The organism is Sorangium sp. So ce204 (assembly GCF_051526795.1).
GTDB classification, from domain to species: domain Bacteria; phylum Myxococcota_A; class Polyangia; order Polyangiales; family Polyangiaceae; genus Sorangium; species Sorangium cellulosum_B.
This window is the reverse complement of the sequence record NZ_CP150317.1, coordinates 322885-343828: the sequence shown is the minus strand read 5'-3', so window position 1 is coordinate 343828 and position 20944 is coordinate 322885. Positions and strand designations below refer to the sequence as shown.

Sequence of the window (20944 nt, the reverse complement as noted above, 5' to 3'; positions counted from 1 at the left end):
CCGCGCGAAAATCGTTGTAGTCGTTGCGGCACCTGCGATGGCAGAGCTCCGGCCGAGAGACCCGAAGGGGCAGCGCGAGGGGTTCACGACGGGCGCGTGCGCGGCCGCCGCGGCCAAGGCGGCGGCGCGCGTGCTCGCGCGCGGCGCGGCGGTCGACGCCATCGAGACCACCCTGCCGAACGGGCAGAAGGTCACCTTCCCGCTGAGGCGCTGCGATCGCGACGGGCCGCGCGCCACGTGCAGCGTCATCAAGGACGCCGGCGACGATCCCGACTGCACGCACGGCGCCGAGCTCGTCGCCGAGGTCGAGCTCCGCCGCGAGCCGGGCGTCGAGATCCGCGGCGGCGCCGGGGTCGCCGTCGTCACCAAGCCGGGGCTCGGGCTGCCCGTCGGCGCGCCGGCCGTGAACCCCGTGCCCCGCCGGAACATCACCGAGATGGTCCTCGAGGAGCTCGAGGGCTCGGGCTTCGCCGGGGCCACGGTGACCCTCAGCGTCCCCCAGGGCGAGGAGATGGCGAAGCAGACCATCAACGCGCGGCTCGGGCTCATCGGAGGCATCTCCATCCTCGGGACGAGCGGGATCGTGAAGCCGTACTCGACCGCCGCCTTCCGCGCGAGCGTCGTGCAGGCGATCGACGTCGCCGCGGAGCGCGGCATCGCGGCGCTCGCGCTGACGACCGGCGGCAAATCCGAGGCGTACGCGATGAAGCTCTACCCGGAGCTCCCGGAGGAGGCGTTCATCCAGGTGGGCGACTTCATCGGCACCGGGGTCCGCCACGCCGCGCGGCGGCGGATCGCGCGCGCTGTCATCGTCGGCATGATCGGCAAGCTCTCGAAGATGGCCGACGGCAAGATGATGACGCACGCCGCCGGCTCGGAGGTGAGCATGGAGCTGCTCGCGCAGATCGCCGAGGAGCTCGGCGCGCGGCCGGAGATCGCCGCCGAGATCCGCCAGGCGAACACCGCGCGGCACGTGCTCGAGCTGTGCCAGCGCGAGGGGCTCACCGGCGTGCCCGGGGGGATCTGCCGGCGCGTCGTCGAGCACACCTCGCGCCACGCGGGCGGCGCCCTCGAGGTGCACGCCTGCCTCGTCGATTTCAACGGGGCGCTGCTCGGCCGATATCCGGCCGGCGACGCCGGTGCCATCGGTGCGGACAGAGCGGAGAAGGCGGAGGAGCCATGAGCGGTGATGAGGTGCGCGCGGTGAACGACATGCGGCAGATGACCGCGCTCGGTCGGCGCATCGAGGACAGGAGCTTCGCGATCATCGACGAGGAGGCCGGCGCGCACGGCTTCCCGGAGGCCGAGTGGCAGGTCGTCCGCCGCGTGATCCACGCGACAGCCGACTTCGAGTTCTCGTCGCTCATGCGGCTCCACCCCGAGGCGATCGCGCGGGGCATCGCGGCGCTCCGGGGCGGCGCGCCGGTCCTCGTCGACGTGAAGATGATCGGCGTCGGCCTGAACGAGCAGCGGCTCGCCTCCTACGGCTGCGCGATCCACTGCTTCATCTCGGACGACGACGTCATCCAGGCCGCCTCCGCGGCCGGCTCGACCCGCGCGATCGAGTCGATGCGCAAGGCGCACCGGCTCGGGCTCCTCGACGGCGCGATCGTCGCGATCGGCAACGCGCCGACGGCGCTGCTCGAGGTCGTGCGCCTCGCCCGGGAGGAGGGCGCGCGGCCGGCGCTCGTGATCGGCGTGCCGGTCGGCTTCGTTTCGGCTGCGGAGTCCAAGGAGGCCCTGCTCGAGTCCGGGCTCCCCTTCATCGTGGCGCGCGGCCGCAAGGGTGGCAGCCCCATCGCCGTCGCGATCGTCCACGCGCTGCTGCTCCTGTCGGCGGACTCGGCGGGACCGGCAGGACCGACAGCATCCGCGGGCCCGGCCGAGCCGGCCAAGGTGGCGCGATGAGCGCGCGCCGCGCCGTCACCGTCGTCGGCATCGGCGACGACGGGTGCGCCAGCCTGTCGAGCCGCGCCGCGTCCGCGGTCGCCCGCGCCGAGGTGCTCGTGGGGGGCGAGCGGCACCTCGAGTTCTTCCCCCAGTTCCGCGGCGAGAAGATCGCCCTCAAGGGCGGCCTGTCCGCGGCGCTCGACCGCGTGGACGCCCTGTCCGCCGAGCAGAACGTGTGCATCCTCGCCTCGGGCGACCCGCTGTTCTTCGGCGTCGGCGCGCTCGTCGTCCGGAAGCTCGGCGGCGAGCACGTCGAGATCATCCCGAGCCTGAGCTCGGTCCAGTGGGCGTTCGCGCGCACCGGCATCGCCTGGGACGACGCCGCGTTCGTCTCGGTCCACGGGCGCTCCCCCGAGGGGTTCGCGACGCGCCTCCGCCGCCTCTCGAAGGTCGCGGTGCTGACCGACGGGGAGAACAGCCCGGCCCGCCTCGCGGCGCGGCTCCTCGAGCACGGCGACGCCGGCTGGAAGGCGTGGGTCTGCGAGAGCCTCGCGGGCGCCGGCGAGCGCGTGCGCGCGTTCGATCTCGCCGCGCTCGCCGCCTGCGAGGACATCGGCCCGCTGAACGTGCTCCTGCTGCTGCGGAGCGACCCCGCGTGGCGCCCTCCGCCGGCCGTCCCCTACCTGCACGAGGACGCGTTCGCGAAGCGCATGCCGAAGAACGGCCTCATCACGAAGCGCGAGGTCCGCATGCTCTCGATCGCCTCGATGGCGATCCGCCCCGACGCTGTCGTCTGGGACGTCGGCGCCGGCTCGGGGTCGGTCTCGATCGAGGCGGCGATGCTCTGCCCCCTCGGGCGGGTCCATGCGATCGAGGTCGACCCGGAGGGCGTGGAGATCTGCCGCGACAACGTCCGCGCGCACGGGGTGGACAACGTGCGCGTCGTCGCGGGCCGCGCGCCCGAGGCGCTCGCGGCGCTCGAGGACCCGGACGCGGTGTTCGTCGGAGGGAGCAAGGGGAGCATGGAGGAGATCGTCACGGTGGCGCTCGATCGGCTGCGCCCCGGCGGCCGGCTCGTGGTCAACGCCATCACGATGGAGAACGTCGCCGAGACGTACCGCGCGCTGCGGGCGCGGGGGCTCGACCCCGAGGTCACGCTGCTCTCGGTCTCGCGCGGCGTCCCGCTCGCGCGCTACGTGCGGTACGAGGCGCTGAACCCGATCCACATCTTCGCCGCGACGAAGCCGGCGAAGGCGCAGGAAGCCGTGGAGGGCGCGGCGCCGACCCAGCCTGCGGCCGGCGGCGCGCGGCGGTCCACCTCGGAGGCGTCATGAGCGGCCTCGGCAAGCTCTACGGCGTGGGCGTCGGCCCCGGCGCGCCGGACCTGCTCACGCTGCGCGCCGTGCGCGTGCTGCAGGAGGCGGACGTGCTCGCGCTCCCCCGCAGCTCGGATTTCGGGGCCTCGATGGCCTACCGGATCCTCGAGCCCGTCGTCGGCAAGCAGCGGGACAAGGAGCGGCTGCTCCTCACCTTCCCCATGAGCAAGGATCCGGATCGCGTCCGCCCCTACGTGGACGCGGCCGTCGAGCAGATCGGCGACCGGCTCTCGCGCGGCCTCACCGTGGCGTTCGCCACCGAGGGGGATCCGTCGCTCTTCAGCACCTTCGTCTATGTGCGCCGCGAGGCGCTCCGCCGCTTCCCCGGGCTCGAGGTCGAGGTCGTCCCCGGCGTCACCTCGGTCACGGCGGTCCCTGCCGTGAGCGGGCTCGCGCTCGCCGACGGGCAGGAGCGGATCGCCATCCTGCCCGCCACGTACGGCGTCGACGACCTGACCGACGTCCTCCGGCGCTTCGACACCGTGGTCCTCATGAAGATCGGCTCGGAGATGCCGAAGGTGACCGAGGCGCTCACGCGCGCTGGCCTCCTCGATCGGGCCGTGTTCGTGTCGAAGGCGACGATGCCCGAGCAGCGGATCGTCCGCGACCTCCGCGCCGCCCAGGGCGAGCGGGGCGACTGCTTCGCCATGGTCGTCGTCACGCGCGGGGAGCGGAGCGGGCTGCTCGTCGGGGAGGCCCCGGCCTCGCCGCCGGGCGGCTTCGACAAGGCTCTTACCGAACCGGAGGCCCCATGACCGCCGAGCGCAAGCCGTACGCCATCTACGCCATCACGCGGCACGGGATCTCCATCGCGCGCAAGCTCATCGAGGGGCTGCCGGGCGCGGATCTCTACGTGTCGCAGAAGCTGTTCGACGGGGCGCCGGCGGGGGCGAAGCCGCTGCCGCTGCCGATGGGGCCGCTCCTCACCGAGGCGTTCACGGCCTACGACTGCCACGTCTTCGTGATCAGCGTCGGCGCGGTCGTGCGCATGATCGCGCCGCTGCTCAAGAACAAGAAGGTCGATCCTGCGGTCGTGTGTGTCGACGACACGGCGCGCTTCTCGATCTGCGTGCTCTCCGGGCACGTCGGGCGGGGCAACGCGTTCACCGAGAAGGTGGCCGGGCTGCTCGGCGCGCAGCCGGTGGTGACAACGGCGTCCGACGCGCTCGGGACGCTGACGGTCGACATCCTCGGCCGGGACCTCGGATGGACCCTTGACGATCCCGACCGCAACGTGACGCGCGGCTGCGCCGCCGTCGTGAACGCCGCGCCGGTGCTGTTCGTCCAGGAGACCGGCGAGCCCTCGTTCTGGCCCGAGGCGACGCCGCTGCCGCCTGGCGTGCGTTACGCGACGTCGCTCGACGGCGTGGATCCCGGCGCGTGGGAGATCCTGCTCGTCGCGAGCGATCGCGATCTCGCCCGCTCGCACCCCGGGATCGTCGAGCGCGCCGTCGTCTACCGGCCGAAGAGCCTCGTGCTCGGCATCGGCTGCGATCGCGGCGCGCCGCTCGCCATGGTGGAGCGCGGCGTCGACAGGCTGCTCGAGGAGCACGGGCTGTCGGCGAGGTCGGTGAAGGCGCTGGCGACGATCGACAAGAAGGCCGACGAGGAGGCGCTGCTCGCGCTGTCGGCGCGGCGGGGGTGGCCGCTCGTCACGTTCACGCCCGAGGAGCTCGACGCGACCGAGGGCATCGAGAACCCGTCGGATACGGTGAAGAAGCACGTCGGCGCCCGGGGCGTCGCCGAGCCGGCCGCGCTGCGGGCGGCGGGGGCCGCGAGGCTGCTCGTGCCGAAGCGCGCGTACACCGAGGAGGGCGTGGGGCGGTCCATGACGCTCGCGGTGGCGCGCGTCCCGTTCGCGAAGCGCATGGAGGAGAGCCATGGGTGACAGCAAAGGAGTCCTGTCGATCGTCGGGATCGGCCCTGGCGCCGAGGAGCACGCGTCCCGCGCCGCCCTCGAGGCGATCGCGGCCTCGGACCTCATCGTCGGGTACACGACGTACATCCGGCTGGTGAAGCACCTGATCGAGGGCAAGGAGATCATCAAGACCGGCATGACCGAGGAGATCGGCCGGGCGCGCGCCGCGGTGGAGCGGGCGCGGGACGGCGCGCGCGTGGCGATCATCTCGTCGGGCGACGCGGGCGTTTACGGCATGGCCGGGCTCGTCTTCCAGGTGCTGGAGGAGATCGGCTGGAAGCGCGGCGAGTCGCCGGAGCTCCGCCTCGTGCCCGGGATGACGGCGCTCAACGCGTGCGCGTCGCTCGTCGGCGCGCCGCTCGGCCACGACTTCTGCGCCATCTCGCTCTCCGACCTGCTGACCCCGTGGCCGGCCATCGAGCGGCGGCTCGAGGCCGCGGCCGCGGCCGACTTCGTCATTGGCCTTTACAATCCCGCGAGCGGGCGGCGCACGCGCCAGATCGTGCGGGCGCAGGAGATCATCCGCCAGCACCGCGCGGGCACGACGCCGGTCGCGCTGGTGAAGAGCGCTTACCGCAAGCTGGAGAGCGCGGTGCTCACCGATCTCGACCATTTCCTCGAGTACGAGATCGGGATGCTGACGACGGTGCTCGTCGGGTCGACCAACACCTTCATGTTCGAGGGGTACATGGTCACCCCGCGCGGGTATACCAACAAGTACACATGGGATGGAGCCGCGCTCCCCGGCCAGACACCGGGGCGCTCGCTCGTGCTCTCGGACGAGGGCGGCACCGCGGAGGAGGTCTAGATGGCACGCGTAGGGAGGCTGGGCGGCGCGATCCTCGCCGAGACCCAGGGGGCGTATTACCTCATCGGCAACACCAAGGCGCCGTGCGACTTCCGCGCGGCGGGGTTCGAGCCGCCGGACGAGGCCGATCTCGTGAAGGGGGCTTATGTCCGGCTCAAGCCGCTGCGCGACGCGGGCGAGATCGAGGTGGCGCCGCCGGTGCTCTTGCTCGATGTCGAGGGCGAGGAGCTCGCGAAGAAGCTCGTTCACCGCTTCGTGATCGACCGGAATGGCTCGGTGAGCGAGCGGCTGTGGCGGCTCGTCTACAGCCACGACGACCCGCTCGACGACGCCGAGGCGCCGGTCGAGCGGGACGCGCGCTGGCTGGGCGGGATCCCCGAGCCCATCTGGCAGCTCGTGCGCGACAACGTGCTGCGCTGCCTGTAGTCCGAGCGGACACGGGGAGGACGCTCAGCCAGCTCGCCTGGATGTCGGGGTGCTCGAGGCGACCCGCACGCTGGCCGCGCAGCGACACCCGGGAAGAGGTGTGTCCCACGCCCGGGCTCGTGTGACGTCGAGGATGCCGCTGTTCCATGGCGCACCATGGCCACGACGGCGGGATGCCGCTGCTCCTTGGTGCAACAAGGTGATGACGGCGCTACGCTTCGCGACGTGCAAGCGCTCAAGGCCCGCGTCCAGAACGGTCGCATCGTCGTGGACGAGCCCACGGATCTGCCGGAGGGCATGGTGCTCGATCTCGTCATCGCCGATCCGGGCGACGAGCTCGACGACGAGGAGCGCGCAGAGCTGCACGCGGCCCTCGAAGAGGGGCTCGCCGAGATGCGAACAGGGGCAGGTATCGAGGCCGACGTGCTGCTCGCCGAGCTGCGGGCGCGCGGGTGAAGGTCCGATTCCTGGGGAGATCGGCCGAGCAGGCGCGCGCGGTGGATGCATGGTGGCGCGAAAACCGTCCCGCGGCGCCGTCGCTGTTCGCCGATGAGCTCGCCGCAGCGCTCCGCATGCTGCAGCGCAAGCCGGAGATGGGAGCCCCCTACGGCCCCAAGGCGAAGGATGGAGTGCGGCGTGTCTTGCTGTCGCGTACGCAGTACCATGTATATTACGCGGTTGAGCCGGAGATGCGCCTCATCGGGGTGCTCGCTGTCTGGAGTTGCTTGCGCGGCAAGCCGCCCAGCTTGGGTCACGCGAAGGACGTGAAGAAGAACCGCTGAGGCGGAGAGCTCTCCCTCCAGCGGGCTCGGCTCGTGATCAACATCCGTTGCGAGGCTGCTCGCCCTGAGGGAGGCGCGACGCGCCGAGCCTCCTTCGTTGACAAGCGCTGGGCGATTCCGAGACAGACGGTGCCGGCAGGCTCTCCCGGAGCGCTCCGGTTCGCCCGCGGCCGTGCTCTCGCCGCTCGCCCCTTCACTGGCACCAGATCATGATCGAGCGAGCGGCTGTGGCGGCTCGTCTATAGCCACGACGACCCGCTCGACGACGCCGAGGCGCCGGTCGAGCGGGACGCGCGCTGGCTGGGCGGGATCCCCGAGCCCATCTGGCAGCTCGTGCGCGACAACGTGCTGCGCTGCCTCTAGGCTCGATCTGCTTCTCGTCGGCGACGAACTCGCGGTGGCGAACCACCGCGATCCGTCACTTTGACCACAGTTTTGGGGTCCCAGACCACCGATCGCGCCCCTTCGAAAGGCATGGCCCGAACATGGGCCCAACCGGTGAGTCGCGGGCCCGGGGAGCTCGCGATGGTCGATCCGTCGCCTTGGGCTGCCGTGGTCGCCTCGGCTACACGGGACGCCACGACCGCACCGTGGCCGTGCGTCCATGTCAACTGGCACAGCGGGGCAAGATGCCAGTTGCCTTCGGAGCGGTGTTTGGCCCCCTATCCCGCACGGGCGGCGTCAGGCACTGTAGAGGTTGGTTCCGATGACTTTCCCGTCTACCGTGGGGATGGGCGTGTTTCCAGTCAGAGCGTAGACGGGATCCTTCCCGGTGTCGACATCGGAAGCGATGAACGTGACGGCAACACCACTCAGGTTCGAAGCCGAGCAAGCCACCCAGGCCTGGGAGCTCACGTTGAGAGCCGCGGTCTGCCTGGCGAGGATTTTTTGCTGTGGGATAGTAAGGATTTGCGGCCTGGACGGCTGGTCGGGGACGACCCATCCCACGCTGTAGTGGTTGTTGTTGTCGGTCGTCCCGAGGGTGAGGGTGAACGCGCGCAGGGCGATATCGTAGTCACCCCTCGACGTGGCAGACAAGGTGATCGTCCAAGGCCAATGCCTGGTTTGATCCTCGCACTGAATCCATGTCGGCTCAACGAGAGACAGGGTCAGGTGCTGGCTTTCGTAAATGACGAGCGGAGCGGCAGACTGGCCTGACGTACTCAGAATGCTAGAATGCTTTTGTGTGGACATGGTGGATCAATCCTCGTGTTAAGACCCCAGAACTCGGGGTGGACCGACTGAGCAGGAGCAGCGCCCCTGGGTGTGACACCCGGCGATGAACGAACGGGGGCGAGCCAGGTGACCGCGCCCGCGCGCGCGATGACAACCGGCCAGCCGTCGCACGCGAGTCACCCTTGGAGCAACATCGAGGCCAGCGCGCACGGGCCCGGGCGTGCGTGTATTCTGGATAGATGGACGCCCACGATCCGAGGCCGGGCCTGGCGCCAGCGCACCCGTGTGAGGCCGCGCCGAGCGTTCACCGCAGGGCCACCACCGTGGACGCGTGGACGAGGAGATGCTCGGATGCCGTCGGGGCTCAGCTCTCGTCAGCCGGGCCTGCGTCCGGGGGGGACACTCCGCGTCCTGCTGAGACGCTGGTCCCGGATCGGTACGACACCTGCTTGCACGGGCGCGGGCGGTCGAGATAGGGCAGCTCTGCTCAGCAGGAGCTGGCCGGAGATCTCAGCCGGGGCCGACCGTCACGAGGAACGAGGGGCCCAGGTCGTCGTCCCTGCACCGGGTTGGGCCGGAGCACCACAGAGCGTGCGCTGTCGCGCGCCGCCTCCTCCAGATCGCCCACCATGGCCTCCGGGTCGTGGCGCTCTCGCATGCGCAGCTGCTCGGCGGCTATCGGGGCTAGACGAACAGAGGGACCGGGTTGAGCTCGCCCTCGGCGAGCGGGCGGGCGAGCCACCCGAGCGCGCACGGCACCTCATAGAGCCTCCCCGGGCCGAACCGGGGCCAGAAATGGCGCAGCCCTGGGACGATCACCTGGACCACGGGCAAGCCGATGTCGGGGCGGGTCTTGTCCACCGCGACGAGCTCCAGGCCCGCCCCGTCGAGGCGACCCAGGCATTGCTCGATGTCGGCGCGCAGATCGGCGCCGCCGATCCGGGGCAGGTGCTCGGCCGCGACCCGGCGGAGATCGGGGCTCGGGAAGAGATGCGCGCGGTCAGGCAGCCGCTCGAGGTCCCACGGCGCCCGGCGCGCGCCTTCAGGCTCGAAGAGCTGGTTGAGCTCGGTGAGCGATCGCTGCACGGCGAGGCGCGGGTCGATGTGGCAGCCGAACCCGATGGTGAATCGATCCCCCCGGGCCTCGTGCGCGAGCGCGACGCAGGTGGGGATACCGAGGTCGTGCGTCAGATCGAGCACCCAGACGGCCCAGCCGAGGCGGGCATAGTCCGCCTGGAGGGCCTCGAAGTACGGGTCCCCGAAGCTGTCGAGCTCGATGGCCGGGCGCGCGAGCCGGTTGTACCACCAGACCGCGGCGGCATCGCGCTCCACGAGCTCGAGCAGCGCCTGCAGCACGGCCTCCTCGAGGCAGGTGCCGGCCGCCACGCCGTTGCCGCAGGGGCCGCAGAACGCGGTGCCGCTCTCGGGCGGGGCCTCGGCGTAGCAGTAGGCCAGCGGGACGTAGCGCCGCTCGCGCTTGCTCAGCGACCACGCCGGGGTCCAGTCGATCCTGGTGCCGGCGTCGAGCGGCTCCGGTACCCACTGGCGACGATCCGCTGCCCGCGCGTTGAGCTGAGCGCGCTCGCGGTACTGCGCCTCGCTGAAGTTCAGCAGATCGCCGGGCGAGAGCGCCGCCGCGCCGAGCTCGTCCTTGCTTGCGCGGACGCGCGCCTCGTCTCCCTGGTACACGCCGCTGTAGCGCTCGAGCGCCTCGCAGAGCGCGCTCACCCTGGCCTGGTCCGCGCTGCGCCCCTTGCCGGCGCAGCCCTTGTCGAAGACGTTGGTGCGCGGGACGCCCTCCCGGGGGCAGGCCAGGTAGCCGGACGCGTACACGGCGCGGAGCTCGGTGTCCCGCCCCGGCATCGGCACGAGGTACGTCACGGCTCCGGTGATCGGGCTGACGAGGTGCTGGTAGCGCTCGTAGGTCCGCCGCGGGGTCTGCCGGCGATATCCACCGTCCTCGTAATGCGCCTTCTCCACCGGCTGCAATTCGATCGGGCGCTCGCCGACGGCCGCCATCCGCGCCGGATCGCCGCACGCCGGGCACTGCGGCCTCCGGACGACCGCGTGCGCGGTGATCTGGAACGTCGCCAGGTCGAGGGCGAGCACCCGGGCACCGAGCGCCTGGGGAGAGCTGGTATCGTCCCTGGCGAGCGCGCGGGCGATGGCCGAGGCGCCGAGCCCGCAAGCGGTCCGTACGCTCGCCTCGGTGGCCGCCCTGGGGGGAGGGACATGGCCCTCGTGCCCCCGGCGCCGGCGAACGAGCTCCTCGACCGGGCGGTTCTGGCGCATCCAGAACGCCATGCAATCCCAGCAGGGGCCGGCGCCGGGCTCGAAGACAGGCCCGATGAGCGGCTGGACGCCGGCAGGCTTGATCAGGAACCAGCGCGCTCCTTCACGCTGCGCGCGGCGGTTGATCGAGGCCAGCTCGGGGTGCAAGTAGTCGTCGGCCACGACCACCTGCACCGCCGCCTCGGCGTCGATCCGCACGCCTGCCTGCTCGAGCGCCTCGGTCATCCACCCGGCGGGAGCGGCTTCGCCGACGGCCAGGACCGACACCGGGGTCCGGCTCAGCGCCTCGGCGGCCGCCTTGCCGTCGAGACCCACCCCACGCCAGAACGCGGCGCTCTCGGAGGGAAGCTCCGGTGTTGCGGGGACCAGGTAGCCGCGCGCCGCGAGCCGGCTCAGGGCATACAGGGTCTCAGGCTCGGAGAACCGATCGCGCGCGGCGCTCAGGATCTCGTGCACCGTGCGCCGGCCGTCGACGAGCGCGGCGACCTCGGCGGTGCAGGCGCCGGAGAGGACGAAGCGCTCGCGCTCGCCGATCAGGAAGACCACGCCCGCATCCATGCGCTCGACGCGCAGCGTGGGATTGAACGCCAGCACCTGGCTCAGCTCCAGAGGATCCATCGTCGTTCCTGGTTTCACCCGCCAAGGAGCAGGCGCAAGTGGCGAGCTCGAGGAGAGCGACCACCGGATGGCCGGGGATCGCCTCGACCCCCCGAGACCCGTCAGAGTCCGGGCGGATCGGAGCTGCACAGGGCGCGCCCCTACATCCCCATGAGGCCGCAAGGGCTCTCCCAGAGGATCGCCCGCAGCGCCTCGTCCCCGAGCGCGTCCCGCAGCGCCATCATCTCGTCGACCATCCCGGGGCCGTGGTCGAGGTGGGGGAAATCGGTTCCGAATACCATCCGCTGGGGGCCGATCTCCCTCACCACCCGGTCGAGCATCACCTCGCCGGGCTCGAGCGCGATCCAGCACTGCCGCTGGAAGTACTCCGAGGGCGGCCGGCGCACCCGGCCGCGCACCTCGCCGCGCATCTGCGCGTACTCGACGTGGTCGAGCCGCCAGAGCCAGTAAGGCAGAAAGCCGCACCCCGCCTCGAGCAGGCCCACCCGCAGCGTCGGGTGGGCCTCGAGCACGCCGCCCTCGATCAGCGAGAGCAGCGCCATCATCGCCTCCATCGGATGAGAGCAGGCATGCCGGCCAAATTGGGTCTGGAAGCGATCGGCTCCCGCCGTGGGGAGGCGCGCGTGCGTGCCCTCGTGGAGGAGGATGGTGACCGCGTGGTGCTCGCACGCCGCCCAGAATCGCGCATAGGCAGGAGCGCTCAGCGTGCGGCCCCGTACCGGGTTGGGCCGGAGGACCACCGAGCGCACGCCGCCATGGACCGCTTGCTCGAGATCGCCCACCATGGCCTCCGGATCGTGGCGTGAGATGAGCGCCGGGCCCAGGAGCCTGGCAGGCGCGCTCGAGCAGAAATCGCCCAGCCATCGATTGTAGGCGCTGGCGTAAGCGCGCGAGCGCTCCGCGTCGATGGAGTCGTCGTTGACCAGGTAGGTCGCGAACGTGGGGAGCATGACGGCGACGTCGACGCCGGTCGCGTCCATCTCGGCGAGGTGCCCCCGAGGCGTCGTTGCGGCGGCAAGAAGCTCGCGACGCCCCTCGGCGATGAGCCCGACCTCGATGTACGCCGCCTCGGGGACACGCATGACGGGCTCGCCAGCCACACAGAGGATCTGGGGCGTGGGCAGGAGCGCGTGCTCACCCAGGCGATTCAGCCGCTCGGCCAGGGTCTCGGGGGGGCCGAAGGGCTCGAACCGAGGCGCAACTTCTCGCATCCGCGCCGGCAGGTACTCCGGCCACATGGCGACGGGCTCGAGGACGTGACGGTCCACATCGATGATCCGAAATCCATCCCGCATCCTCAGCTCCTCGGCGGCTGGAATACCGATCGCGTTGAAACTGGGAGAATTTTCACAGGGAGGCGGGGAGGCGGGGAGGAAGAAGAAAAAAAAAATGAATCTCTCGCTCTTGCCGTCTCTCGCTCCCCGCCTCCCCGCGAAATTCCTGCTTCCTCTCGTGGTTTCAACCCGTTTGTCGCGCTAGGAGCAGCAGCTGAACGGGTATTGTGCCCCTGCGGCGTTGTACGCGGCGAGGGCGAGAGGCTCGTCGCTCGAATTGTCCGGCGGCTGGGGCAGACAGAGCGTGAGCATGTGACGCCGGCTAGACTCCCAGGGGCCAGTCATGTTTTTGGGATTGCGATTTCCTGCGCCAAGACCCTCGTCGCTCGCTGCATCGCTATTTCCTACACCATTGCCCCTACCACCGGCGGGAGCCTTCCAATTAGAAGCGCAGTCCCACTTGGCGCCCTTGTCTTCCTGGATATAGAGCCCCATCTCCCAGGGCATTTTGTACTTTCGGATGGTCTGCAGAGCTTGCATGGCGTTGGTCTGGAGCATTTCTTTGAAGGACGGGTTGGCCCATGCCTTGGCCATCGCCCCGAGCAGCGCGACCTTGAACGCCGTGAAATCCGCGTCGTCAGGCATGAGCTGGCCGGAGATCGTCGGCGAGCTGATGCAAACCTCCCCGTAAAAACTGGTCGCGTCGCCCGGGTCGACCTGGAGCGGCGCGATGGCCTCATCCGTCGGTTTGATGCACCAGTTCCCCCAGTCGTCGCTGAACAGGTTCGCGTGCTGCATGTAAAACTCTGTAAGCGCACGAGCCTCGATCGGATGGTCGCCAGACGTCGTGCTCTCGGTGGAAGACGGCGCGCTGAGCGGCAGCCACAACGTCAGGCTGTCTATCGGGGGCAGGGCGGTCGGCGGGGTATTGCGGGGTGAAGACGGCGCGGGCCTGGGCCAGATCCACTCGTCGCCGGTCCAATGGAGCCTGGCGCCGCCCACGATCTGGATCTGGCATACGTTGTTCCACGGTGAGCGTTCCCAGTCAAAGCCATACTCCCTCAGGACAGTGATGGTGTTGCCGGTGCCAGCCTCGCTCGCGTAAGGGCTGGTGGTCAGCTGTTCAAGAAGTTCAGGATCGCTCCACGCTCCCGCGATCGCGCGCAAATACGCGGTGCGAAACCGCATCAGCTGGCTCATGTCTTTCATCGAGTTCTTCCTTCTTCGTGACGCTCTCCTCGATCCCTCGCAGGCACGGGTGAAGCGCGAGCAGATCGTCGAGGCGGGCTCGGTGTGGCGCGGCGCCGCCGGAGCGCCCGAGCAGCTCCAGCGTCGCCAGCGCTTCAATCCTCGGCATGTCGTGGTGCCGCGCGAGCCGGGCGGCTCGCTCCAGCGAGAGCCGCACGCCTTCGGCCGCAGGATCCTTGTGCGCCTCGTACATGGCCCGGCGGAGGTGGAGCTCGGGCTCGTAGTAGTGCTCGTCGTTCTCGCGGCACAAGGAGAGGCAATGGTCGATGCACGCGATGGCCGCGTCGAGATCGCCGCGCTCGGCCTGGCGGTCGGCCATCAGAGAGCCGTAGTACGAGAGGCCGAGCTTGCACCCGAGGCTGGAGAGGCCTTCCATGATCGCCCGGGCGCGCTGGTCGTCGCCGGTCGCCCAGTCGTGGAGGGTCTTCGCATATCCCTCGTAGGCAGGCAGCCCATATTTACCGCTCAGGGTGAGGATCTCTCCGGCCATGGAGGCGACCGCGCGCCGGTCGCCAGCGAGCTGGTAGATCATGCACCCATACAGCAGACAAAGGGCGATCGAGGGCACGTGGCCGACCTCACGCGCCCATTCGAGGGCGCTCGTGATGTGCGCGAAGGCAGAGGCGGTGTCGCCGGAGTACCAGCAGAGCTGCGCTACGTACGCCTTCGCCAGGACCAGCGAGTCCAGCCCGAACCGCACCCCGTGGTCCCGATGAAGGTCGGGATCGTAGAGCGTGGCCGCGCGCTCGGCCACGCGCCGCGCGGCTGCGTGGTCGCCATCCACGAAGAGGGCGAGCGCGTAGAGCGCCTCGACAGCGGCGCGGAGCCCCCGGTCGCCGGAGCGCTCGGCGATGGCGACCAGCTCTTCTATCAACGCGCGCGCCGTTCGGCGGTTGCTGGCCACGTGATGGTAGACGAACAGGAAGCTCAACGTCGGCACACGGTGCTCGCTGTCCTGTTCGAGCAGCTGCAGCAGGCTGGCCGAGCGATCGACGGTCGCCTTGACCCGCGGATCGGCCCAGCCATGGTTCGCCATCAGGGCCTGGGTCAGGACGCCGTTCGCGCGGAGCTCGGCCTCGACCCCCCCGGCGCCCGACAGCGCCTCGGCCCACGCCACGGCATTGGAGGCGTGCACGATGGCCTCGGCATAGGCCGAGCGTTGCAGCGCCTGCTCCGCGGCGCGCTGCGCGTAACCAGCGGCCTGCCCCTTCTGCTCCGCCGCCGCGTGGTGGTGCGCGAGCAGATCGGGCCGCGTCCGGACCATCTCCGGAAACCGCTCCTCCAGCGTCGCAGCGATCCGCGCGTGGACCCTCCGCCGCGCGCCCGTGGAGAGCGACTCATAGGCCGCGTCCCGCACCAGCGCGTGCTTGAACACCCCTACCGCGTCCTTCTGCCGCCGCTTGCGCAGCAGGAGCCCCGCGCTCATCAGCCGCTCCAGGTCGTCCTTCACCGCCGCCGGGCCGAGCGGGCTCGCTGCCGAGAGCACCTCGATGCCGAACTCCCGCCCCAGCGCGGCCGCGAGCTGGGCCGTCTCCCTGGCGCGCTCCAGCCGATCCAGGCGCGCCGTGAGCAGCGCCCGCAAGGTCCCCGGGATCGCTGCCCCCGAAAGCGACCCCGTGAGCTCGCAGCGATCCTCCCGCTCCACGAGGAGCCCCGAGTCGACCATCATCCGGAGCAGCTCCTCCGCGAAGAGCGGAACCCCGTCCGCGCGGCCAGCCACCTGCTCGATCACGGCGGGAGGCAGCGCCTTGTTGCCCACCAGCCGGGTGAGCATCTCCTCCATCTGCGGGCGCTCGAGGCGGCCCAGCGGGAGCAGCAGCACATCGGCCGTCGAGAACGACGGCGAGAACTCCGGGCGAGCCGTCATGACGACGCACATGGGGACCGCTGGCGCCTCGCGAACCAGCTCCGCGAGGAACTCCATCGTGGTGGGGTCGGCCCAATGCAAATCTTCGGCCAGAAGAAGGACGGGCCGCCTGTCGGCCATCGCGAGGAGCAGCGACGCGACCGCCTTGAGCGTCAGCGCCTTCTGCCGCTGCGCCGAGACGTCGAGCGGGGCATACGGGGCGCCGAGAGGCAGGGAGAAGAGCGGCACGAAGAGCGGCATGGACTCGGCCAGCGCGAGGCCGTGGCCGGCGAGCTCCCCCTCGAGCCGCGCGATCGTGCTGCCCGCGTCGGGCTCCTGGTCGAGCCCGAGCGCGCGCTCGAGGAGCTCGATCACCGGGCGCAGCGGGCTGTTTTGCGTGGCGGGCGAGCACCGCGCCTCGAGGAAGGTGGGGTCCTCGTGCGCTACCCGATCGCGCAGCGCGCGCGCCAGGCGGCTCTTGCCGATGCCGGGCTCGCCGGTGATGAGGCTCGACTGGCCCGCCCCCTCGCACGCGCGGCGCCACCGCTCCAGGAGGAGCCTGATCTCCGCATCTCGACCGGGGAGCGGCGCCTTCGAGCCGTCGGGGGTCGGCCACCTCGCCGCGGCGCCGTGCTCCTGCCCGAGGCGGTAGGTCTCCACCGGCGCCGCGATTCCCTCGATGGAGCAGGCCCCTTCGCCCTCGAGGTCGAAGGAGGCGCGCAGCAGCGCTTGCGACGCGGCGCTGACCGCCACGGCTCCCGGCGGCGCCAGCGCGGCGAGCCGCGCGGCGAGCCGCGGGGTGGCGCCGGTGACGAGGCACGCGCCGTCGAGATCCCCCAGATTCCCGTCGACGACCAGGCCGGTGTGGAGACCGACGCTCACGTCGATCCGCACGCCCGGCGCAGCGCTGCGTGGGTCCTCGGCGTCCTCGGCTTGCGCAGCGCCGGCCATCGCCAGCGCCGCGCGGGCAGCGCGCCTGGCGTCGTCCTCCGCCGCGCTGGGGTAGCCGAAGTAGACCAGCAGATCGTCGCCGAGCGCCGCGGCCACGTACCCCCCGTACCGGCGCCCGACGTCCGCGCAGAGGGCGAGCGCCGAGCGCAGGGGATCGTCCAGCGCCTCGGCGTCGGCGGCCTGCGCGACGGCCGCGCGCGCCCTCAGGTGACAGCAGAGCGCCGTCAGCTGCCGGCGCTCGCCGTCGAGCGCGGGCGCCCTCCGCCGGTCGAGCGACGCGGCGACCGTAGCGGCCGAGGCGAGCGACCGCGTGTCCCCGCCGGACGAGGCGCCGCCGGCGACGAGCATCGCCTCGCGCGAGAGCCCGCGCAGGGTGCAGGCCTCGAGCGCCTCGAAGAGCCCACGGGCGGTGACGTCGCGCGCGCCCTCGTCCTTGCGGAGAGCGCGGGCGAGCAGGTCGCCCAGGGGGTGGCGCTCGAGCGCGGCGGGGATCGGGACGGGATCGGGGCCGAGCAGCCGATAGAAGATCTCGGCCTCCGTGCCGCCGTACGCCGGCTTGCCCGTCAGGCACTCGAGGAACACGAGGCCCCACGAGAACAGATCCGCGCGCGGCGAAGCCTCGGCGCCGCGCCACTGCTCGGGCGCCCCGTAGCCGGGCGTGCCCAGCGCGTCGTGGCTGCCGGTCAGGCGCGTGGATCGTCCGTCGTCGAGCGTGGCGCCGATCCCGAAGTCGAGCACCAGCGCGTTGCGGCGGGCGCCCGTGGGGATCACCATGATGTTGCTGGGCTTGAGGTCGCGGTGGACGACGCCCGCCGCGTGGGCGCAGGCGAGGGCGTCGAGCACCTGGAGCATCAGGTGCCGCGCCTCGGACGGCGCGAGCGCGCCCTCTCGCTCGAGCAGGGCGGCGAGGTCGTCGCCAGGCGCGAAGGCGAACGCGGCGTAGAGGGTCCCATCGTCCACCTGCCCCGCGTCGACGAGCTGGACGATGTTGGGGTGGTGGAGCTGGGCGCAGAGCCGCGTCTCGCGCAGGAAGCGCGAGACCCGCCTGTCGGTCTGCGCGCCGCGCGCGACGCCTCCCTGCTCGGCGAGGCGCAGGATCTTCAGGGCGATCGGCTGCCCGGTGGTGAGCTGGCGGGCCTTGTGCACCACGCCGAAGCCGCCCTCGCCGAGCTTGGCCAGGATCTCGTAACGCCCGTCGAACGTCGTGCCTGGCGCGAGCGCGGCGCCGTTTGCAACAGAACACTGCATGCTCGATCTCGTGGTCGCTGGAGGCGCTCGGAGAGCGCTGGCACCGCGCGTCGTCAAGGCTCCTTGTCGGCGTCGAGCACCGCCTGGAGCTCCGGATCAACCTCACCTCCGAGCAGGTCCAGGACCTCGCGCACCCGCGAGAGCTCGCGCCGCAGCGTCCGATGGTGGTTGCGGTTCTTGAGCAGCATCTCCTGGCCGAGCAGCGTGAAGGCGTCGTCCCGGTTGCCCGCCCGCTGCACCGCCGCGCCGAGGACCATGCCTCGGAATGCGTCGGTCAGATCGAGCGGGAGCGGGGCGCTGCCGCCGCGGCGTCGCTCGGCCTCGTTCACGAAGCTGAGCGCCGCCCGCCAGAGCAGCCTGGTCAGCGCGCTCGGCTCGGCGTCGCCGTCGAAGGTGAGCGCGCGCTCGACGTGGCGCCGCTGGATCACCAGATCGCCGCCGAGGCCGCTCTGCCCCGCGAGCTGGAGCGCGTAAGCGCGCCGGACGATGTTGTCGAGCTGCCGCAGGTTGCCCGGCCAGGGCGCGGACACGAGGAGCTTCATGGCGTCGGGCTCGAAGCGCGCCGTCCCTTTGCCGTCGGCCTCCTGATGGCGCCGGTTCAGCATGTAGTCGGCCCAGCGCGGGAGCTCGTCGAGCCGCTCGGCGAGCGGGAGCAGCCGCACCGGCAGGACGTTGATGCGGTAGTACAGGTCCTCGCGGAAGCGGCCGGCGCGCACGGCGGCGCGCAGATCGGCGTTGGTGCCGACGAGGAGGCGCGCGTCGGCGCGGCGCTCCCCCGCCCCGTCGTCGCCCAGCATCCGGTAGGCGCGCTCCTCGATGAACCGCAGGAGGCCCGCCTGGGCCTTGAGCGAGAGCTTGTCGATCTCGTCGAGGAAGAGCGTGCCCTTCGCGGCGCGGGCGACCGCGCCAGGGTTGTCCTTGACCGCTCCGGTGAAGGCGCCCCGCTTCCAGCCGAACAGCTCGGCCATCTGCAGGTCCTCGGGCACGCCGAGGAGGTCCAGCGATTCGAAGGGCTGGCCCCGGCGCTGCGAGTGCTCGTGGCACCAGCGCGCGAGCCTGGATTTGCCGGCGCCGGTCGGGCCGGTGATCAGGATGGTGTCGTCCCGCGGGGCGAAGGCGCGGAGCAGCTCGACGAGGTGCGCGGTGCTCTGACCGACGACCGGCAGGAACTCGTCCGGGCTCGCCGGCTCGTCCGAGCGGAGCGGCAGCGCGCGGGCGGCGATGAAGGCGCCGGCGATGCTGGCGAGGATCGCCAGCTCCTCGTAACACTCCGCCCAGGGGAGCTCGAGCCCGACGGCCCCCCTGCAGCTCACCTCGATCGTGATCATGCCGTCGACGCTGCCGCCCGGCGCGCGCAGCGGGACGACATGGACGTGGGTCGCGTCGCGACCGAGCATCCGCTCGCGTGTCGCGTCGCCGGGCATGCCGGCCGCCTCTGGCGGGTGGCGGAGCGCCATGGCCCCGTCCGGCATCCAGGAGCGGAGCGAAGCGCGCTGGACGTCGATCGAGACCGAACAGCGGTGCTTCTCGATCCAGCTCCAGACGCTGCCGGAGGTGAGGTAGCCGGTGCCTTCGATGCGCGCGCCGCTCGGGCGGTCGATGCCGAAGAGGCGCTGGTAGCTGTCCTCGGGGCGGAGGTGGACCACGCCACGCAGGATCCGGGCGCGGCTGGCGAACGGGCTGCCGGCGAGCGCCTCCTCGACGCAGGTGAACATGGCCTGGAGGACCGCCGTGGCAGCTTCGTCGAAATACGTGGCCGACACGAGGCGGGGGACGAGGGAGATGAAGCTCTCGTCACGGGATGCGGTCACGGTGGGCAGCAGGAAAGCAGGAGAACCGGGACGGGTCCAGGTGGAACGAACAGGCTCGCGTCTCCTGCGGACGCGCTGCGTCCCGGCGGGACGCGAGCCCCCTCTTGCCTCGGAGGCCGTGGCGGCGCCGGCGTCCTGCCCGAGGGACCACGGGGGCCGCCGCGGGTCTCCGAAAGCCGGACGGCACGCCCGGACGTCGGGGTGTTCGAGGACCCCCGTACACTGGCCGCGCGGAGACACCCGGGAGAACCGCTGAAGCGGCAGAGCGCTGCCGTCATGCGATCTCGGCCCGATCGGCGAACGCCTCACCGATTCGCCTCAATTTATGCAATTGAAATGCGATCTTGCGTGCTCGCAGGCGTGCTCTGGCGCGCCTGACGGTGAAGCATGCTCTGGACCTCGTTCAATCGCGGTTCGGTAGCTCAATGTCGAGCGCGGCGCTCGCATAGAGGATCGGGAGCTTCTCCCGCAGCCATAGCGTCTTCCACGTGCGCCGGTACGTGCGGACCCCGATATTCACGAGCAGCCGGACCTCCTCCGTCTCGCGCGCGACCTTCAGTACCAGGAAGCTCCTGAAGTCGTTCTTGCCCTCGAGCGCGCGTCGAACGCGGTACACCCAGCCGATGTCGCGATCCCCCTCGCCCGAGACGTCCAGCTCGGTCTGCCCGATGTCGATCGTGAAGGGGCCGGCCAGCACCTTGGCCTCCGCCGCCGCGTCGACGCCCGCGCGGGCTGCGGGGTCGGCCTCGACCGAGAACTTCATGGACGCCTCCAGCGCGACGGAGAGCTGGGCCGAGGCCTGGAAATACGTGGCGTGCACGCGCTGCGGGAAGACCTCGACGGCCCGCGACGCGCGCGGGCCGTCGACACCGTCACGGATCTTCACCACGAACTCGGCATGGTCCGGCGATTCGTCGTCGTCGAGGCGCAGGCTGAACGTGAGCGCCACGAGGAGGAACTCATAACGTTGCTCCTCGCTCGCCACGCGGAGGGGCGGAGGGAGCTCTCGACCGAGCGCCGCATAGAGCGGCAGGAGCGGCGTCGTCTCTGCAAATGGCGCGACGCGCACCCCCCTCCGGACGAGCCCGATCGCGTCTTCCGGATCCGAACACACCGCCGCGGCGGGGCGGAACGGGTCGAAGAACGCCTCGGGCTCCGGCCCGACGGGCGCCTCGCCGTCACCACGGGCCGCCGCCCGGAGCGCTTCTTCCCAGCTCGCCACGGCTTCGGCCGGCAGCACCGCGATGACCTCGCGCATCGATACCTCCAGCCGTCAATAG

14 protein-coding genes and 1 pseudogene are annotated in these 20944 nt (G+C 71.2%); 8 read left to right on the top strand and 7 right to left on the bottom strand.

The annotated features are described in order from the left end of the window. Positions 1-37 precede the first annotated feature (37 nt). From WMF22_RS01320 to WMF22_RS01285, 8 genes and pseudogenes are all read left to right on the top strand, one after another. On the top strand, positions 38-1183 hold the full coding sequence (locus WMF22_RS01320; protein WP_438034586.1) for a cobalt-precorrin-5B (C(1))-methyltransferase: 1146 nt from the start codon (positions 38-40) through the stop codon (positions 1181-1183). Beyond that, complete coding sequence (locus WMF22_RS01315) at positions 1180-1908, top strand: precorrin-8X methylmutase (RefSeq protein WP_437297311.1); 729 nt, start codon at positions 1180-1182, stop codon at positions 1906-1908. Before WMF22_RS01320 ends, WMF22_RS01315 begins: the two co-directional genes overlap by 4 nt. After that, on the top strand, positions 1905-3224 hold the full coding sequence (gene cbiE / locus WMF22_RS01310; RefSeq protein WP_438034585.1) for a precorrin-6y C5,15-methyltransferase (decarboxylating) subunit CbiE: 1320 nt from the start codon (positions 1905-1907) through the stop codon (positions 3222-3224). Before WMF22_RS01315 ends, cbiE begins: the two co-directional genes overlap by 4 nt. Further along, positions 3221-4021 (top strand): precorrin-2 C(20)-methyltransferase, encoded by an 801-nt coding sequence (cobI, locus tag WMF22_RS01305; protein ID WP_438034584.1) that lies wholly within the window; start codon positions 3221-3223, stop codon positions 4019-4021. Before cbiE ends, cobI begins: the two co-directional genes overlap by 4 nt. Further along, positions 4018-5154, top strand: a complete 1137-nt coding sequence (locus tag WMF22_RS01300; protein ID WP_438034583.1) for a cobalt-precorrin 5A hydrolase — start codon at positions 4018-4020, stop codon at positions 5152-5154. The genes cobI and WMF22_RS01300 overlap by 4 nt, the downstream gene beginning before the upstream one ends. Further along, a pseudogene (gene cobJ, locus WMF22_RS01295) lies at positions 5147-6418 on the top strand (precorrin-3B C(17)-methyltransferase). Before WMF22_RS01300 ends, cobJ begins: the two are co-directional and overlap by 8 nt. A gap of 225 nt (positions 6419-6643) precedes the next feature. Further along, positions 6644-6874: a hypothetical protein gene (locus WMF22_RS01290; RefSeq protein ID WP_437297307.1), complete on the top strand. Its 231-nt coding sequence runs from the start codon at positions 6644-6646 to the stop codon at positions 6872-6874. After that, positions 6871-7200 carry a type II toxin-antitoxin system RelE/ParE family toxin gene (locus WMF22_RS01285; RefSeq protein ID WP_438034582.1) on the top strand — a complete coding sequence of 110 codons (330 nt, stop codon included), beginning with the start codon at positions 6871-6873 and terminating at the stop codon, positions 7198-7200. The genes WMF22_RS01290 and WMF22_RS01285 overlap by 4 nt, the downstream gene beginning before the upstream one ends. Before the next feature lie 681 nt (positions 7201-7881). On the opposite strand, the gene WMF22_RS01280 is transcribed toward WMF22_RS01285, so the two are convergent. The 7 genes from WMF22_RS01280 to WMF22_RS01250 all read right to left on the bottom strand — a co-directional run bounded on the left by WMF22_RS01280 (position 7882) and on the right by WMF22_RS01250 (position 20922). Next, the gene (locus WMF22_RS01280; protein ID WP_437297305.1) at positions 7882-8394 is read right to left on the bottom strand and encodes a hypothetical protein; all 513 of its coding nucleotides are present in this window, start codon (positions 8392-8394) and stop codon (positions 7882-7884) included. Positions 8395-9060: 666 nt separating this feature from the next. Beyond that, complete coding sequence (locus WMF22_RS01275; RefSeq protein ID WP_438034581.1) at positions 9061-11286, bottom strand: TOMM precursor leader peptide-binding protein; 2226 nt, start codon at positions 11284-11286, stop codon at positions 9061-9063. A 140-nt stretch (positions 11287-11426) separates the two neighbouring features. Next, on the bottom strand, positions 11427-12581 hold the full coding sequence (locus WMF22_RS01270) for an amidohydrolase family protein (RefSeq protein ID WP_438034580.1): 1155 nt from the start codon (positions 12579-12581) through the stop codon (positions 11427-11429). Positions 12582-12761: 180 nt separating this feature from the next. After that, entirely contained in the window at positions 12762-13769 is a 1008-nt protein-coding gene (locus WMF22_RS01265) for a hypothetical protein (protein ID WP_438034579.1), read from the bottom strand. Beyond that, positions 13693-17853 (bottom strand): TOMM system kinase/cyclase fusion protein, encoded by a 4161-nt coding sequence (locus WMF22_RS01260; protein ID WP_438034578.1) that lies wholly within the window; start codon positions 17851-17853, stop codon positions 13693-13695. The genes WMF22_RS01265 and WMF22_RS01260 overlap by 77 nt, the downstream gene beginning before the upstream one ends. A gap of 53 nt (positions 17854-17906) precedes the next feature. Continuing rightward, positions 17907-19664, bottom strand: a complete 1758-nt coding sequence (locus WMF22_RS01255; protein ID WP_437297300.1) for a sigma-54-dependent transcriptional regulator — start codon at positions 19662-19664, stop codon at positions 17907-17909. Positions 19665-20067: 403 nt separating this feature from the next. After that, positions 20068-20922 carry a hypothetical protein gene (locus tag WMF22_RS01250; protein WP_437297299.1) on the bottom strand — a complete coding sequence of 285 codons (855 nt, stop codon included), beginning with the start codon at positions 20920-20922 and terminating at the stop codon, positions 20068-20070. Positions 20923-20944 lie beyond the last annotated feature (22 nt).